General features: G+C 66.3%; 11 protein-coding genes. 3 read left to right on the top strand and 8 right to left on the bottom strand.

Features of this window, described 5'->3' with window-relative positions:
* Positions 1–22 precede the first annotated feature (22 nt).
* The gene (locus ACHAA3_RS07700) at positions 23–688 is read right to left on the bottom strand and encodes a nitroreductase (protein ID WP_435708391.1); all 666 of its coding nucleotides are present in this window, start codon (positions 686–688) and stop codon (positions 23–25) included.
* Positions 685–1,440 carry an enoyl-CoA hydratase-related protein gene (locus ACHAA3_RS07695; protein ID WP_435708390.1) on the bottom strand — a complete coding sequence of 252 codons (756 nt, stop codon included), beginning with the start codon at positions 1,438–1,440 and terminating at the stop codon, positions 685–687. Before ACHAA3_RS07695 ends, ACHAA3_RS07700 begins: the two co-directional genes overlap by 4 nt.
* Positions 1,441–1,485: 45 nt before the next feature.
* Between ACHAA3_RS07695 and ACHAA3_RS07690 the strand changes: the two genes are divergently transcribed.
* On the top strand, positions 1,486–2,322 hold the full coding sequence (locus tag ACHAA3_RS07690; RefSeq protein WP_435708389.1) for an SDR family oxidoreductase: 837 nt from the start codon (positions 1,486–1,488) through the stop codon (positions 2,320–2,322).
* Between the two features lie 64 nt (positions 2,323–2,386).
* Here ACHAA3_RS07690 and ACHAA3_RS07685 read toward each other — a convergent pair whose 3' ends face one another.
* Positions 2,387–4,054 carry a hypothetical protein gene (locus tag ACHAA3_RS07685; protein ID WP_435708388.1) on the bottom strand — a complete coding sequence of 556 codons (1,668 nt, stop codon included), beginning with the start codon at positions 4,052–4,054 and terminating at the stop codon, positions 2,387–2,389.
* A gap of 380 nt (positions 4,055–4,434) precedes the next feature.
* Here ACHAA3_RS07685 and ACHAA3_RS07680 point away from each other — a divergent pair, with 380 nt between their 5' ends.
* Positions 4,435–4,755 (top strand): hypothetical protein, encoded by a 321-nt coding sequence (locus ACHAA3_RS07680; RefSeq protein WP_435708387.1) that lies wholly within the window; start codon positions 4,435–4,437, stop codon positions 4,753–4,755.
* On the opposite strand, the gene ACHAA3_RS07675 is transcribed toward ACHAA3_RS07680, so the two are convergent.
* Positions 4,739–5,401, bottom strand: coding sequence for a TetR/AcrR family transcriptional regulator (locus tag ACHAA3_RS07675; protein WP_435708386.1), 663 nt, complete (start codon positions 5,399–5,401; stop codon positions 4,739–4,741). The two genes, ACHAA3_RS07680 and ACHAA3_RS07675, sit on opposite strands and share 17 nt — an antisense overlap.
* Positions 5,402–5,446: 45 nt before the next feature.
* On the opposite strand from ACHAA3_RS07675, the gene ACHAA3_RS07670 reads away from it, so the two are divergent.
* The gene (locus ACHAA3_RS07670) at positions 5,447–6,763 is read left to right on the top strand and encodes a cytochrome P450 (RefSeq protein WP_435708385.1); all 1,317 of its coding nucleotides are present in this window, start codon (positions 5,447–5,449) and stop codon (positions 6,761–6,763) included.
* 3 nt (positions 6,764–6,766) lie between these two features.
* On the opposite strand, the gene ACHAA3_RS07665 is transcribed toward ACHAA3_RS07670, so the two are convergent.
* The 4 genes from ACHAA3_RS07665 to ACHAA3_RS07650 all read right to left on the bottom strand — a co-directional run bounded on the left by ACHAA3_RS07665 (position 6,767) and on the right by ACHAA3_RS07650 (position 15,848).
* Positions 6,767–8,389, bottom strand: coding sequence for a phospholipase D family protein (locus ACHAA3_RS07665; protein WP_435708384.1), 1,623 nt, complete (start codon positions 8,387–8,389; stop codon positions 6,767–6,769).
* A gap of 8 nt (positions 8,390–8,397) precedes the next feature.
* A complete protein-coding gene (locus tag ACHAA3_RS07660) occupies positions 8,398–10,086 on the bottom strand; it encodes an RNA-binding domain-containing protein (RefSeq protein ID WP_435708383.1) in 1,689 nt (562 codons plus the stop codon).
* Between the two features lie 61 nt (positions 10,087–10,147).
* On the bottom strand, positions 10,148–12,835 hold the full coding sequence (locus tag ACHAA3_RS07655; RefSeq protein WP_435708382.1) for a site-specific DNA-methyltransferase: 2,688 nt from the start codon (positions 12,833–12,835) through the stop codon (positions 10,148–10,150).
* Positions 12,825–15,848, bottom strand: coding sequence for a BPTD_3080 family restriction endonuclease (locus ACHAA3_RS07650; RefSeq protein WP_435708381.1), 3,024 nt, complete (start codon positions 15,846–15,848; stop codon positions 12,825–12,827). Before ACHAA3_RS07650 ends, ACHAA3_RS07655 begins: the two co-directional genes overlap by 11 nt.
* Positions 15,849–15,903: the final 55 nt, after the last annotated feature.

Here is a 15,903-nt window from a genome sequence, read left to right as displayed (position 1 = left end):
GGGCTGAACGCCGTGCGGCTCGTCAATCCACGAAGCTGACGGCATCGGTGATCGGTGCTCGCCGCGACATGAACTGGGCCGACGGGTGGGCGGCGTCGGGATGCCCGAAGGCGATGCCGCACACGATCAGACGATCATCGGCGATGCCGAACCACTCGTGCAGGAAAGGCGAACGGCCGGCGACGGCCGCCTGCGCACAGGTGCCCAGGCCCATGGCCTGGGCCGCCAGCAGAAAGCTGTCGACGTAGAGACCGCAGTCGAGGACCCCGTAGGTGCCGAGCTCGGCCGGCGCGTGGATCACGGCCAGGTGCGGGGCGCCGAAGAACTCGAAGTTCCGCATTCCCTGACGTGCCGAGGCCTCCCGGTCACCCTTGGTGACGCCGACGGCGTCGTACAGCTGCCAGCCGACCTCGCGCCGACGGTCCGCGTACTCGCCGCGGTAGTCGGTGGGGAACTCGATGTCCGAGCCATAGCCCTCGTCGCTGGACATGAAGGCGTCGGCGAGCCGGGTGGTGGCCTCGCCGGAGGTGACGACGACCTGCCACGGCTGGGTGTTGCACCACGAGGCGGTGTGCTGCGCGGCGGAGAGGAGGCGCTCGATGTCGGCGCGCGAGACCTGCTCGTCACCGAACCCGCGACACGACCGCCGAGCCGTCAGCACCCGCTCGATGACGTCGATGTCGCTCATCGGCCCTCGAACTTCGCAGCGCGCTTCTGGGTGAACGCGTCACCACCCTCGGTGGAGTCGTGGGTGTCGAACAGCGCGGTCTGCCCTGCGGTCTCGCGATCCAGCGCCTCGCCGATCGTTCGGATGGTGGTGGCGTTGATCGCCTGCTTCATCAGGCCGAGCGCCACGGTGGGGCCGGTGGCGACACGATCGACGACCCGGGCCAGCTCGGTGTCGAAGGCGTCGTCGTCGACCACGAGACTCACCAGACCGGCGGCGAGGGCGTCGCCGGCCGTCAGACGCTCGCCGAGCATGGCCATGGACATGGCGCGGGCCCGCCCGATCGAGGCAGCGACCAGCTCGGTGGCGCCGCCGTCCGGCATCAACCCGATGTTGACGAAGGCGAGCAGGAAGTACGACGACCGCGTGACCACCGCGAGGTCGGCGGCCAGGGCCACCGAGACGCTGGCCCCCGCAGCAAGGCCGTTGACGCCGGCCACGACCGGCACCGTGGCACCGGTGATGGCCCGCACCAGCCTGTTGATGGCGGCGAGGGTGTCGCCCCCGTCAAAGTCATCACCCAGCGCGGCGCCTGCCCCGAAGGCACGACCAGTGCCCGTGATGACGATGCATCGCACGTCGTCACCGACCGTCTCGATCGCCTCGGCGGCCGCCGCGATCATGGGCTCGGTCAGGCTGTTGAGCCGGTCCGGTGCCGTCCACGTGATGGTGAGCACGTGGCCAGTGGACTCGATCTGCACGTCATGGGTCACGTCCAGAGCGTAGCGACCGCCCCAGCCAGTGCCTAAGGTCAGGACATGACCCTTGCAGGAAAGTCCATCATCATGTCCGGCGGCAGTCGTGGGATCGGCGAGGCCATCGCGACGCGCGCCGCTGCCGACGGTGCGAACGTCGCGCTGCTGGCCAAGACCGCCGAGCCGCACCCCGCCCTGCCCGGCACCATCCACACCGCTGCTGCGGCCATCGAGGCTGCCGGCGGCCACGCGCTGCCGCTGGTCGGCGACATCCGCGACGATGACTTCGTGACCGAGGCGGTCGCCCGCACCGCGGCCGAGTTCGGCGGCATCGACATCGTCGTCAACAACGCGTCAGCCATCGACCTGTCCCGCACCGAGGACATCTCCATGAAGAAGTACGACCTGATGAACGACATCAACGGACGTGGCTCGTTCCTGTTGTCTCAGGCGTGCATCGAGCACCTCAAGCTGTCCGACAACGCCCACATCCTCACGCTGTCACCGCCCATCTCCTTGGATCCCAAGTGGTTCGGCACCACCGGCGTCGCCTACACGATCGCCAAGTACGCGATGAGCCTGGTGACGCTGGGGCTGAGCGAGGAGCTGCGCGAGTACGGCATCGCCGCCAACTCGCTGTGGCCGCGCACCGCCATCGACACTGCTGCGGTGCGCAACGTTCTGGGCGGCGACATGGCCCAGAACTCCCGCACGCCGCAGATCATGGCCGACGCCGCCCACGCCATTGTCACCCAGCCGAGCTCGACGTACACCGGTCAGTTCCTGATCGACGACGAGGTCCTCGCGGCGGAGGGCGTCACCGACTTCTCGGTGTATCTCAACGAGGGCGGCCGCGAGGAGGACCTCGCGCTCGACTTCTGGGTCGAGCCCACGATCTGACAGCACGCCAGCGCGCCGCCCTCCCGCATGGCGAGAGGGCGGCGCGTTGAGCTGTCGGCCAGGATCAGCCGAGGTGCCGCCCGTGGGCCGTGCGACGGGCCGCGACGACCACACCGCCGGCGCCCAGCAGCGCGAGACCGGCCAGCAGCATCAGCAGCGAAGCACCGCCCGCGTCGGGCAGGATTCCGTTGCCGGCATTGTCAGCGACGTTGTCGCCGTTGCCGTTGGATCCACCCACGTTCTGGTCAACATCACCCTGATCGTCATTGCCCTGATCGTCATCGTTGTCGTCCTCACCCGGGGGCACCGGGGTCACCGGGTCAGCAACGACCTCGAACGAGGTCGTGGCTCGCGCATCCTCGCGGATGAAGCCGAACGACACGACCTCGTAGGTACCGACCGGCACCGGCATCAGATCGGCCGGCGTGACCGGTGATCCCGGCAGGGCCAGGCCACCGGTCGACAGATCGCAGACCCGCTGACCGTCGGGGCCCTCATCGGGGGCGTCCGACGGGTACACCTGGATGTCGTACGTGCCGTCGCCAGTGAAGTCAGCACACTCGATCACGTCACCGCCAGGTGTCGTGACCTGAATTCGCTGACGCGTCCGCGGACCGGGGGTGTCCTCGGTGAACCCGGTCAGGTTCACGCCGCCGGCCAGGAACTCTGACTGCGTCAACGACTCAGGAGTCGCATTCGCCTCGGGGTCGCGGTCGACCGGCGGAGCGGCTGGAGCGATCACCTGGAAGGTGGTCGACGCCGTGAACGACGGGTCCTGAGGACTCGTGGCCTGCAGCGTGTAGGTACCGGTCTCCACCGGATTGCTGGCCACGTCGCCCTTGGGCTGGATGTTGACGTTGAAGGTGCCGTCGCTGGTCAGGTCGAAGTACTCGGCCGTCGCACCGCTCGGGGCGGTGAGGACCAGATCGGAGCGCTCGATACCGACCTCAGAGCCGGAGTCGAAGGTGCGACCGGAGGCCTGGACGCCGTCAGCAGCGAAGTCGACTCCGGTGATGGTCCTCGGGGTCACGCTGATGGACGCCGGTGGGGGACTCTCATCGCCAGCCACCTCGAAGGTCGTCGTGGCGGTGAACTCCGGACGCAGCAGGCTGGTCGCGGTCAGCGTCCAGGTGCCCGTCTCTAGGGGCGTGGTGAGCACGTCGTCCTTGGGCCTGATGGTGACGCTGAAGGTGCCGTCACCCGTGAGGTCGAAGTAGTCCGCCGTCGCACCGCTCGGGGACGTCAACTCAAGGTCGGACCGGTTGATCGGCCCGCCGTTGTCGAACGTGCGCCCGGTCGCCCGCACGCCGTCCTCGAGGAAAGCATCGGGCGAGATGACCGTGGGGTCGACCATGACGCTGGCCGGCGGGGCCTCGGGCTCCTCGGGCACCGCGGTGACCTGGAAGGTCGTGTTCGCGACGGACAGGCTCGGCTGCCCAGCGAACCCGGCGCTGCGGACGCTGTAGGTGCCCACCTCGGTCGGGCCGGTGGGGATGAAGGTGATGTCGAAGGTGCCGTCGGTTGTGCGCTGGTTGCGCGTCTCCGTCAGGCCGCTCGGCGCGGTGACGGTGACGATCTGGTTCTGGAGCGGGCCCCCGGTGTTGAACGTCTGGCCCTGGATGCGCACGCCGGTGTCAGCGAGGGCCTCGGGCGTGATCGTGTCCGGCGTGGCCGTGACGAACGGACCTGCGTCCGGGTCGAAGGCTGCGACGGCCGGCGCTGCGCCCGCCATGACCCCACCCGCGATCAGGGCAAACGTGAGTGGCGCGGCAAGAAGCCGGCGCCAGGGAGTGATTCTTGGCATGATGAGGGGGTTCTCGTTTCAGTGAGGGGTTGGTGTGAACGCCCGAGATTCAGAGTGCACACCGATGGACGATCGCTCAGGCACCGCGGCCGTTGCGTGTCGAGGTTAAGCAGATTTCGCACGACCCGCCTGCTGAGACTACGGCCCACGAAGCCCGATCCGCAGACATTTTCAGGGATCGCCGCGAAATGGCCCTGCGCAGAGCCATCCTGGGCGCGTGGTCATTTCGAACTATCTTTGTCGCCACCGACGCCAAATTCACTGAACGCTCAGCAACACTACGTACCGTCGTCCCTGGAGGCGAGGCAATGAGCGTGTACGTGTACGACATGGCCGGTGAGACGATCGCGTTTCGGCGCACGTGGAACGACCCCTACCTGTTCGACCTGGACGGGTACTGGATCGGCCACTGCGCCTGGGGCGACAACGACGTGGCCGACCTCAGCGGTCAGTACCTCGGGTCGTTCGTCAACGACCGTCTGGTGCGACGCAACAACTGGTGCGAGCGCGACTGCCACACGGTCGCGAGCAATCCCGGCCCGGTCACCCGCACCTCGAGGCCCCGAGCCCCGCTCCCCTTCCCCAACCGCTTCGCCTACGAGGACGTGCGGATCAGTCACCTGACCTGACGTCGGACTGCCCTGTCCTCGGGTGAGCCGTCAGGGTGAAGTTCCGTGCGGCGGCCTCGACGATCTCCTCGGGAGTCGCCGACAGACTGCCATCGAGCCAGGACGTCACCAGCTGTGCGACGCCCCCCACGAACATCGTCGCCACCAGGACTCCCTCGGCCTCACCCCACGATCGTGCACCGTAGAGCCGCCTGGCCTCGCTGGCGGACAGCTCGGCGAACCGTCGCAGCAGCAGGGCCCGTGGCTCTCTAGTGGTCTCGACGTGCGCCGACTCGACGATGGCAGCCCGTCCCTTGCGCGGGTCCTCGGTGAGGATCTGCACGAAGGCTGTGATCGAGGCCTCGACCCGGTCGGTGGGGTCTCCGCCTGCAGCGTGCAACGCCTCCACCGTGGTGTGCTCGATCTCGACGGCGATCTGCTCCAGGACGGCGAACAGCGCATCGTCGAGGTGGGTGAAGGACTCGTAGAAGTAGCGCTCGGTCAGACCGGCGCGCTGGCACACCGCCGTCATCGTGACGCGCGGACGGGCCGGGTCGCCCCACAGGTCGAGCGTTGCGTCGAGGAGCTTGGCGCGACGCTGAGCCTGGCGGTCGGCCGCGGCAACTCCGCGATAGGCCCGTGCGGTCGGGCTCTCCTCGGCGGTCATGACAAGATCTTGACAGAGCGCCCTTTCAGATACAAGATTCTGGTCATGACACCTCAGGAGCTGCCCGGCGGTACCGGCCTTCCGGTGGTCGGAAGCACCTTGGCGTACGCCCGCGATCCCCAGTCGCTGTTCGAGCGCCAGTGGGCCCAGCACGGCCCGGTGTCCAAGATCGGCTTCCTCGGCAAGCCGTGGGCGGTGCTGCTCGGACCGGACGCCTGCGAGGCTGCCCTGGTCAACCGGGACAAGGCCTTCGCCAGTGGCGACGGATGGGTCGAGGCGGCCGGCCCGTTCTTCGGTCGCGGTCTGATGTTCCTGGACTTCGCAGAGCACCACCTGCACCGCCGGATCATGCAGCAGGCGTTCACCCGCGATCGGCTCGAGGGCTACACCGCAGGCATGCAGACGACGATCCGGCACGGCATCGACGCCTGGGAGGAGTCAGCGGACTTCCGTGCCTACCCGGCGCTCAAGCAGCTGACCCTCGACATCGCCGCCCAGACGTTCATGGGCGGCGCCGAGCACACGTCGGCCGCGGACATGGACCGCATCAACCGTGCGTTCATCGACTGCCTGCAGGCAGCCACCGGCATCGTGCGCACCGACGTGCCCTTCACCCGATGGAGTCGCGGCGTCAAGGGGCGCAGGGTCCTCGACGACTTCCTGCGCCAGTACCTGCCGAGTCGGCGGGCCGAGCAGACCGACGACCTCTTCTCGATCCTGTGCCACATCGAGACCGACGAGGGAGAGCGGTTCAGCGACGACGACGTCATCAATCACATGGTCTTCTTGATGATGGCCGCGCACGACACCTCGACCATCACGTTGTCGACGATGATGCAGTACCTGGGCCAGCATCCGCAGTGGCAGCAGCGGCTGCGCGAGGAGTCCGCACATCTCGGCGACTCCCCCACCCTGGGCGAGCTGGACGAGCTGACGTCCTTCGACCTCGTGATGAAGGAGAGCCTGCGACTCGTCGCCCCGGTGCCTGTGCTGGCGCGCCGCACCGTCAAGGAGACCGAGGTGCTCGGGGTGCGGATCCCCGCTGATCACTACGCGATCGTCGCGCCGCACTTCAGCCACCACATGGAGCAGTACTGGACCGATCCGCAGACCTTCGATCCCGACCGGTTCGCCGAACCCCGCCTCGAGCACAAGTCGCACCGCTACGCGTGGCAGCCGTTCGGCGGCGGCGTGCACAAGTGTCTCGGCCTGTTCTTCGCCGGCGGCGAGGTGTCCGGCGTCCTGCACCACCTGCTGCAGCGATTCGAGTGGAGCGTCGACGCCGACTACCAGGTGCCGATGAACTACCACTCACTGCCGTTTCCCAACGATGGTCAGCCCGTGCAGCTGCGCCGCCTCTGAAGCTCAGATGTCTCGGGCCCGTCTGAGCGGCGCCGGACGACCGTCAGGGTCGTGCAGGAGTCGGAAGGGGGCGTGCCCGGCCACCCGTAGCCACCGTGACGGCTCCGGCACCACCTGACGCCGCAGGCGCCCCGGCGGACGCAAACCTCGCTGGCCGTTCGCATGCCACTCGTCGAGGCGATCGGCCGATTCCTCGAACGCGGCGAAGAAGTCGGGGGCATCGATGCAGTCCGCCATCGTCTCGAGCAGCGAGTCCGGCTGCACGGTGTCGACCTGCGTGGTGTCGACATCCCGGTCGAGGTGTTCGGCAGCGAGGGTGAGGCGTAGGCGGCGGGCGTAGGGGCTGTGGTCGTCAGCCGAGGTGTCGACCACGACTGCTGACAGCTCGGAGTCGTGGGTCCAGGAGCGTCGATTGAAGTTGTCCGAGCCGACGGTCGTCCAGAGGTCGTCCATCACGCAGACCTTGGCGTGCACGTAGACCGGGGTCCCCGCGTGGTTCTCGGGGCCGTAGATCGCCACTCGGCCGGGCGCGGCATCCCTCATGTTCTGGATCGCTCGGGCACGCCCGAGCATCTGTGGCGCGCGCGCCAGGAAGCTGGCCTGATCGGTGAACAGGGGAAGCACGGCCATGACGTGCAGGTCGGGGTTGGTGCGCAGCGCGTCGGTGAGGACCTCGCCGACCTCGTGACCCCAGAGGTACTGGTCCTCGATGTAGATCAGGTTGCGGGCGCGGGCGATCGCTTTGCTGTAGCCACGCGCCACGCTGCGTTCCCCGCCCCGCGCGAAGGGGTAGTCCCGGCCGTGGCGCAGGTTGGGGTAGGTGCGCAGGAGCTGGACCGTGTGGGTCGCCCCCTCGGGCGAGGGTGGCGGCGGGGCCTGCTCGCCCAGCGGATCGGGGTTCGTGTCCAATCCCCGCAGCCTGTCCTGCAGTCGATGGATCGGACGTCGCGACAAGGGCGTGGGATCGAGCCACCGCTCCCGAAAGACCGTCTCGGCGTCGTACACCGCCGGGCCGGTGATGGCGGCCTGCACGTCGTGCCACGCCGGGGTGTCGCCGTACTCCGGGGCCATGCTCAGGGCCTGTGGATCGCCGAGGTGGCGAGCGTCGTCGCGCCGCGAGTGGCACAGGTCGATGCCACCGATGTAGGCGATGTCGCGCTCGGGCCGGCCGCGGTACCGGATCACCACGAGCTTCTGGTGGTGCGATCCCCCGGTGCGCACGCGCATGTCGAGCAGGGCCTCGGCCCCGCGAGACTGCAGCTGCTTGCCCAGGAGCCGGTTCTGCTCGGCATTGAAGTTGAACAGCTCGGTGTGCGAGCGCCAGATCAGTCCGCGCACGTCCACACCGCGCTCGTCCGCCGACCCCAGCACCTCGACCACCTCGCTGCCGGGTTCGTCGGTCAGTCGCTGATCGGCGTCTCCCTGCCAGTCAGTGAAGTAGACGAGATCGCCCTCCCTCGTCTCGAGGAGACGCTCGTGCAGCTCGGCGAAGTAGGTCGCTCCGTGGATGAGGGGCCGCACCACGTTGCCGGTCGACCAGGCGACGTCGCCCTCGTGACGGTCGTCGAGGACCGTCTGTGCGTTGCCGCGCTCCGATTGCGTCAGCAGCCAGTCGGTGTGGCTCATCAGATGCCTCACTGTTCTCTTGCAGCTACGTAGTGGGCTCCACGGCGCTGACCAACAAGTCGCAGGTCACCGCGTTCGACCAGTCGTTTGAGGACCACGCGGGCCTGGGTCGGACTGAGCCGACACAGCTCCGCAGCCTTTCTGCGCGTGATGGTCTCGAAGCGGTCAACATACGCCAGGATCATGTGTTCCTGCTGAATTGGATCGGTGTCTATGACTCGCACGTAGTCACTCGATCGCGCCAAGCGGTAGAAGGCGGCCGCAAGATGGTGTCGCTTGTTCCGGCCCGATCCTCGAGGCTCCAACAGGCCAGCCTCGGCGAGGCGGGCCAGGTGTGCCCTGACCACCCCTTCTGGGAGTCGGAGGGTATCGACGAGGTCACCCACGGATTGTGGTCCCAGCGCCTTGAGCTCATAGAGGATGCGCAACTGGCCCAGGACGAGCACGTCCTGAGTGTCTTCCTCATAGTCGAGAACGAATCGGACCAGGTCCAGATCCGCGTCCGCAGTGGGGACCACCACGATGACCATCCGGTCGTTCGACGTGCTGTAGTCAGGTTCTCCTCGGCCAGCGCGCAGCTGGGACTGGAATATCTCCGCGATTCCGCGGCCAGCTCGGTCGACGATGCCGGCCCTCTTGAACGCTTCGGACAGGATCACGCTTCGCGGTCGTGAGTCATCCAGCAGATTGTCGAGGGTGATGCCGGGAGGGAATCCGCCGGGGCTCGCGACCCGAAATGTCTCTGATCCCAGTTGAACCTGCACCGGCCCGCGCTCTGAGTAGTCGCGATGGACCAAGGCGTTGGCAATCGACTCGCGAAGGGTGACGGCCGGAACTCTCGGAACACCTACACGATGAAGTCCGACAACGACCTCTTGCTCGGGGTTGCGAGTACTCACCCGCTCGTACAGCGCCTCTGCCGTCGCGAACAAGGGTGCCCGGATGACCTCGTTGGCCGTGATTCGACCTCGATCAAGCACCTGGAAGGTCGCTTCGGCAGTCGGCACGAATCGATCGAGTGCGGCCGGCGTACCGAACAGCAGGACGGCGCCCAGCGTCAGTTGCCCAGCGAGCTCCGGCCGAATCAGACGCAGCGCTCGCAGGATCTCCAGGTCACTGGAATCGGCAAGACCACGATCGCCCTTCCCGCTCGCGCACATGCGCCGGAACCTGTTGAACTCGTCCGGATCGAGGTCATCGACCGTCGCCCCTCGCGCCAGCGTGCCCGCGTAGTCCCGCCCATCTGCGGCCAACCCGATCGACAACATCTCGTGCAGCGGAAAGGCCACGCACTCGGGCCTTCCGTCAACCCGCGTGGAGCGGCGCACATACTTTCCACTCTTCGTTCCTACGGGCATGGCGACATCCGGAACGTCGATGACCACCACGGCGTGCTCGTCGAGCTCGGCGATCTCCGCAGCGACGGCCACCGCCGGCTCCGTCTTGTTAAGCACCATCGCCGCCAGACGGTGCGGATCGGTCGACGTGGCGTGACGTGGTGCAACACCCGTCACCTGACCGTCGTCCTCCACTCCAAGCAGGAGCAGACCACCAGATCCGTTCGCTAGACAAATGACAGCCTCGACGATGTCCTCATCACTGAGGTCGTTCGCACGCGCAGCCCGTTTGAACTCAACTGTGAAGGTCTCGCCATCAGCGATGATCGTGGCCAGTTCGTCAGCGTTCACGGACTCCATAGTTATGCATAGTTATGATTTCCGCAATCAAGCACCGAGTAGAGATCATAACTATGCATAACTATGGGGTGCCGGGGTCCACGTCGTAGACCTTCATGACCTCATCGCCATAGTCGTTGATGACCTTCACCGCAACCTTGCCCCGGGCCGGACGGTCAAAGGGACGCGAGGTGGTCGCGTAGAGCGTCTCCCAGGCTTCGGCATCGATGTCCGCCTTGAGCGCTGTCTTGAGCCTCTTGTACGGATCATTGCCGCCGGTGAAGTAGCAGTGGCGGACGAAGAAGGACTCCTCGTCATAGTCGGTGTCGACCATCCACAGAGCGATGCGGTCGGTGCCGTCACTTCGCACAGCGCCTGCGGTGGGGTCGTAGACGTCGACTCCGTGCAGCTCGATCACCAACTGGTCCCCCTCCGGCCGCACCTCTATGTCGGGCTCGCCGAACACGGTGAACAGGTTGCCCGCGCCGGTCTTCTTCAGGTCGTTGCCCATCAAGAGGTCGACGTTCATGCGCACAAACAGGACGGGGAGCCGACCCACCAGGCGCTCGCCCTCCACGGCCGCGAAGCCAGGTTCGAGGTCGATGCCATCGACCTCCTTGACCTCGGTGGCCTGAGCGTCGAAGGAGAAGCCCAGCACGCAGAGCAAGTCGATCTCGTTGTCGCGGATCGCCTCCTTGGCTGCACCCTTGATGAAGTCGGGACTGACGGTGCCATATTGCGGACCTAACGCGACGGCGACCCGCGACGGCGCGGCATGGCTGGCTTCGGAGTGCACGCGCTCCCCGACGACCTGGATGTAGGCGCCCGCATACGGCTCGAGGCTCGCGAACTCGATGCGCTCGCCCTTGGCGCCGTTCTGGATGCCCGCCGCCGAGAGGTTGTCGAGGATGGACTGCTCGAAGTTCGGCCCGTCAGCCGCAGCCTCGGACTCCTGCCGCGACTCAGCGCTCGTGGCCTCATCGATGCCACCGATGGCACGGTGCGGCGAGAGGCTCTCGACGGTGAACGGACCCGCGACCCGCACGGTCTTCTTGTCCTCGTAGGGCTTGTCGTACAGCTTCTCGAAGTCTGCGTGACGCTTGATAGCCGCGTCGATCTCGACGCGTGACATGCCCTCGACGATGTCGGGGTTGTTGGCGATCGACTTGAGCGTGATGTGCTTCACCCGCTCGTAGACGAACCCGTGCCGGATGTCGTTGGTGACTGACGCGTGCGGCAGCGGCGTCGTCGACAGCGAGTTCTCCTTCGCCCGGCCCGCCTCGGAGTCAGCCAGCAGGTAGTACGAGAACTTCGATCCCATCAATCGCTGGCGAGCAAGAGCGAGCGCGACCCGGGACGTGTCGATCGTGATCCACCGGCGCCCCCACTGCTCGGCGACGTAGGCGCTGGTGCCGGAGCCGCAGGTCGGGTCGAGGACGAGGTCCCCCGGGTCGGTGCACATGAGCATGCACCGCTCAACGATCTTGCTGTTGGTTTGCACGACGTAAACCTTGTCCATCGCACTTCCGCTTTGCGTGTCAGACCAAATGTTGCCGAGAGGCAGAGCCGCAAAGTCATCGAGATACCTCACGTAGGAGATTCCTGCCCCGACCTCGCGCACGCGGCCGGCCACCACAAGGCGATTCATTCCGTCCCGATGCGTCGACCATTCGCGAGTGCCGGGAAGATAGTCGCGCCCGCCCACCGTGACTGGGAAATGTCCGGACCGAGACTGTCGCACTCTGGCGCTAGTCAATGTCTGAAAGCGAAACAACCGCGCGCCGACTGGCAGGAGTGAAGGGTCCTGTTTCTCCGAGCGTGTCAGCCTTCTAGTCGGACCGTCGGGCAGTTCAAGGGACTGATACGCCTCTGCTGACCCGGTTTCATGCGACTTCGGCATGAAGGCAGCGCGATACTTGAGATTCGACGCGTCCTTGGCAAACCAAACAACGTAGTCAGCGGTCGAGGGAAGGAACTCCGACGTTGCACCAGTCGTCTTCTTCACAGTTATCAGAGCGACAAAGTTCTCGCTGCCGAAGATCTCATCAAGAAGGGATCTCACCAAATGGAGGTTCTCGTCCCCAATCTGGACGAAACACGATCCCGATTTGGTGAGCAAGTCGCGCGCCACGAGCAGCCGGTCGCGCAGGTATGACAAGTAGGAGTGGATGCCGATCTCCCACGTGTCGCGGAAGGCCTTGATCTGCTCGGCCTCCCGCGCGGCATCCTCGAGCTTTCCGTCGTTCACGTTTCGATTTCGGGCTGACGCCTGCCAGTTGGAGCCGAACTTGATCCCGTACGGCGGGTCGATGTAGATCATCTGCACCTGCCCACGCAGCTGCTCACGCTCGGCGAGCGAGGCCATCACCTGCAGGGAGTCGCCCAGCACCATGCGGTTCGACCAGTTCGACTCGTGGCGGTAGAAGTCGACCGCGTCGAGGTCATCGAGCCCGTCGAACGAGTCGAAGAGGGTCAGCTCAGGTTCTGGCTCACCGGCGGCAGCAGTCCTGCGCAGGTTCTCGACCAGGACCCGGGGGTCGATTTTCTCCTGGATGTAGATCGGCGGCGCCTCGACGTCGAGATCGTCAGCGTCCTTGCCCCGCCACAGGAGCTCGGGGGTGGGCAGCCGGCGCTCCATCCGGACGCGGCGCGCCGCCGTGAGCTCGGGGTCGACGAGATCCTGCGCGTCGGCGGTGGGGATGTTGGCACGCTTCGCCGCGTGCGTGGTCGCCTCGACCGGAGTCGGACCGGTGTTCTTGTTACGCGCCACGACGCGCCTCCCTCGGGCTCAAGTCCTGCAGATCGGTGTCGCCGATGACATCGCCATCGGCGTAGTGCGAGTCGATGGCCGCCTGGATCTGCTGACGGAGGTCGATCATGGTGGTGATCTCCACGTAGCCCCATCGGCCGAAACCGCCGTCGTTGTTGACTGCGGGGCACCACCGGTTCAGAGCGGTGTCGGCCTTCTCGCGGGTCGACCCGGGGCTCTTCTGCCCGCCGGAGACCTCGATGATCAAGAAGCGCTGCACATCGCCCTCGCGGTGGGTGAGGCGCACCAGGAAGTCCGGCAGATAGGCGTGGTTCACACCCTTGTGGACATACGGGATGGCGAAGCCGAGCCGGTCGTTCTTGGCGTACGCGGCGACATCGCGCCGGTTGAGCTCCAGCTCGGCCGCCATCAGCTGTTCCCAGGTGTTGCCGTCGCGGCCGTCGAGCACCACGTGCGACACCTGCGAGCGCATCGTCTCGACAGTGGCCTTACGGGTCAAGAAGTTGACGCTGTCGGTGCTGCGCTGCGGTTCGCCGCGACGCAGCAGGGGCATGACCAGGGGGCTGCGATTGCTGTCCAGCGAGGCGATGGCGTGGTACAGCCGCTCGGAAGCCTGCGCTCGCGCCTCGGCCAGCAGGAGGCGGCCAACCCCGTACCCCTCCTCGATATGGACGCACTCGGCGAGCCACTGTCGCGTGACCGTGAGCAGCCGCGGAAACAGCCACGGGCGCCGCTCCTCGTCGCCGGGCGCGAAGTAGGTCTTGAGCAGCTGGTTGGCGATCTCGAAAGCCACCCGTTGCGGCCTCGCGTCGGAAAGGTCCTGCTCGACCCGCTCGCCCTCGCCCGCGATGGGCTCGAGCTGCGTCCAGCGCGGCACGCTGTCCTGCCCAATCGTCAGCCGCGACTCCGGGCCCGGATCGAACACCAGCGGTGCATCCTGCACCTCGGTGCGATACCCGTCCACCACCGGGAACTCGATCCGGAACTGCTCGCGCCCCGCCAGAGAAGTGACCTCGACCGGCGGCACGGAAGGCACAGCCGGCCCGACGTCGTGCTCCGACGGAATGAAGGCGAACGGGATGCCGTAGACGTTGGCGTACTCGGGGGCGAACCGACCGTCGTCACCCAGAGCGTAGGAGCGGCGCCGCAGCCCGCGGCCCACCACCTGCTCGCAGAGCAGCTGCGAACGGAAGGCGCGGATCCCGAGGATGTGGGTGACTGTGTTGGCATCCCAGCCCTCGGTGAGCATCGCGACGCTGACGACACATCGCACCTGCTCTCCCAGCTTGCCTCGCTTGCCCACCGTGTTGAGCACCTCGCGCAGGAGGTCCGCGTCGGTCAGCTTGTCGGTGTCGGCACCGGGGTTGCGGCGACGGTACTCACTCTTGTATGTCTCGATCTCAGCTGCGGCCATCGCCTTGAAGTCGCCCTTGAGCGGCTCACCTGACTCCAGCTGCACGGAATCGACCAGGATCGTGGTGAGGCCGGAGTCGTTCGCGAACAGCACGAAGTTCGCCTCGACCCACTCCTTCACCAGTCGAGAGACCGAGGTGTTGGGACACACCACGATGAACACCGGTGGCGGCTCATCGAGGGTTCGCAGTCGCTCGTCCCACTCGCGATAGGACTGCTCGTAGTTGGCGTAGAGACTGCGAATCGCCCCCTCGAGCCTGGCCGGCATGACCCAGTCCTTCAGCTCGGTGTCCCTGAGCTTGTTCTTGCCCAGATCACTACCCACCGACTCCCACAGGTCGCGGTAGGCCACCTCGTCGCCGGCTGCGTCGTCGTCGACCGGCAATCGCGGCACCTTGACGATGCCGGACTCGATGGCATCCATGAGCGAGAAGTCACTGACGGTCCAAGGAAAGATGAAGCCCTCGCTGTACCCGCTGCCCTTCAAGAAGTACGGAGTCGCCGACAGGTCCCACACCGCCTTGACGTTCACGTCGGGGTGGCGACGCAGCGCCTGCAGCCCTTTGAACCAGACGCGGGCGTCCTCGTTGGCCTGCTTGGCCTCGTTCTTATCCTCCGTCGACAGCTTCAGCGCCTTGGCCTCGGTCGACTCGATCGGGCGATCGCGATAGCAGTGGTGCGCCTCGTCGTTGAGCACCATCAACGGTCCCTTGCCGCGTCCGACGTCACGCAGCACCCTCTCGACCACCAGGTCGTCCGTTTCCAGAAACGGGTTGTCGGATCGGTCGGCCAACAGCAGTCGTCGCGTGGCGGTCGCCACGCCCTTGACGTCCTTGGACTCTCTGGGCAGGAACGCGTGATAGTTCACGATCGCCAGTTGGGCCTGCCCGAGCGGCTCGACCAACTCGGGAGGAATCAGGTCGCGCTCGGCGTAGTAGTTGCCGGGGGAACCGGGCACCAGGACCCGCAGACGGTCGCGGATCGTCACTCCGGGAGCCACGACGAGGAATCGCCTGACGAACCGTGCATCCCTGGGGGCTGCCACGCGATTCAGCGTCTGCCAAGCGATGAGCATGGCCATGACGACGGTCTTGCCCGTGCCGGTCGCCATCTTGAGCGCCATCCTCGGAAGGGCGTCGTTGTACTGGACGTTGTAGGTCTCGACCTGCTTGCGGAAGTCGTGGAACACGCCCTCGCGACCGGCGACCTCGTGCAGGTAGATCGCCGTCTCCACAGCCTCTCGCTGGCAGAACAACACCCGGTTCTCCCGGTACTCGTCAGCCCAGAACAGCATCAGTTTGCGGGAGGTAGGTGTGGCTCGGGGGTAGTTGTTCGATCGCCAGAGGTCGACCTCGCGGCGAATCGCGTTGATCAAGGTGTTCGTCTCGCGCCGCTCGACCATTCCCTCGAACTCGAGCATGTCCTGCACCGAGCCGTCACCGCCCTTGATCGAGCCCGCGACCGGAACGAATGACTCGCTGGGACGACGGCCGGCGAGCGTCTGACCGGTCGGTCCCTTGGGGCCCATCTCGAAGTGCTGGGACGGGATGTCGTAGGGGCCATTGAGGATGGGGTTGGCGAGGTCAGACCGTTCGGACACGTTCCCCCCATCGCATTTCAACTTTTATGTTGAAGACTTCCGTGATGTTAGCCGG

The sequence above is a fragment of the Aeromicrobium sp. CF3.5 genome, assembly GCF_051262695.1.
Taxonomy (GTDB): Bacteria; Actinomycetota; Actinomycetes; order Propionibacteriales; family Nocardioidaceae; genus Aeromicrobium.
The sequence above is the reverse complement of the archived record's forward strand: the minus strand, read 5'-3'. Positions and strand labels throughout refer to the sequence as shown.

What these genes read in the sequence shown, in the direction of transcription:
- ACHAA3_RS07685 (WP_435708388.1), bottom strand. Translation starts at nt 4,054, where the DNA reads ATGGCGGGCGCAGCGCCGGCCGTCGCAGCCTTCGACCCGGACGCAGGT.
- ACHAA3_RS07690 (WP_435708389.1), top strand. Translation starts at nt 1,486, where the DNA reads ATGACCCTTGCAGGAAAGTCCATCATCATGTCCGGCGGCAGTCGTGGG.
- ACHAA3_RS07700 (WP_435708391.1), bottom strand. Translation starts at nt 688, where the DNA reads ATGAGCGACATCGACGTCATCGAGCGGGTGCTGACGGCTCGGCGGTCG.
- ACHAA3_RS07665 (WP_435708384.1), bottom strand. Translation starts at nt 8,389, where the DNA reads ATGAGCCACACCGACTGGCTGCTGACGCAATCGGAGCGCGGCAACGCA.
- ACHAA3_RS07680 (WP_435708387.1), top strand. Translation starts at nt 4,435, where the DNA reads ATGAGCGTGTACGTGTACGACATGGCCGGTGAGACGATCGCGTTTCGG.
- ACHAA3_RS07660 (WP_435708383.1), bottom strand. Translation starts at nt 10,086, where the DNA reads ATGGAGTCCGTGAACGCTGACGAACTGGCCACGATCATCGCTGATGGC.
- ACHAA3_RS07670 (WP_435708385.1), top strand. Translation starts at nt 5,447, where the DNA reads ATGACACCTCAGGAGCTGCCCGGCGGTACCGGCCTTCCGGTGGTCGGA.
- ACHAA3_RS07675 (WP_435708386.1), bottom strand. Translation starts at nt 5,401, where the DNA reads ATGACCGCCGAGGAGAGCCCGACCGCACGGGCCTATCGCGGAGTTGCC.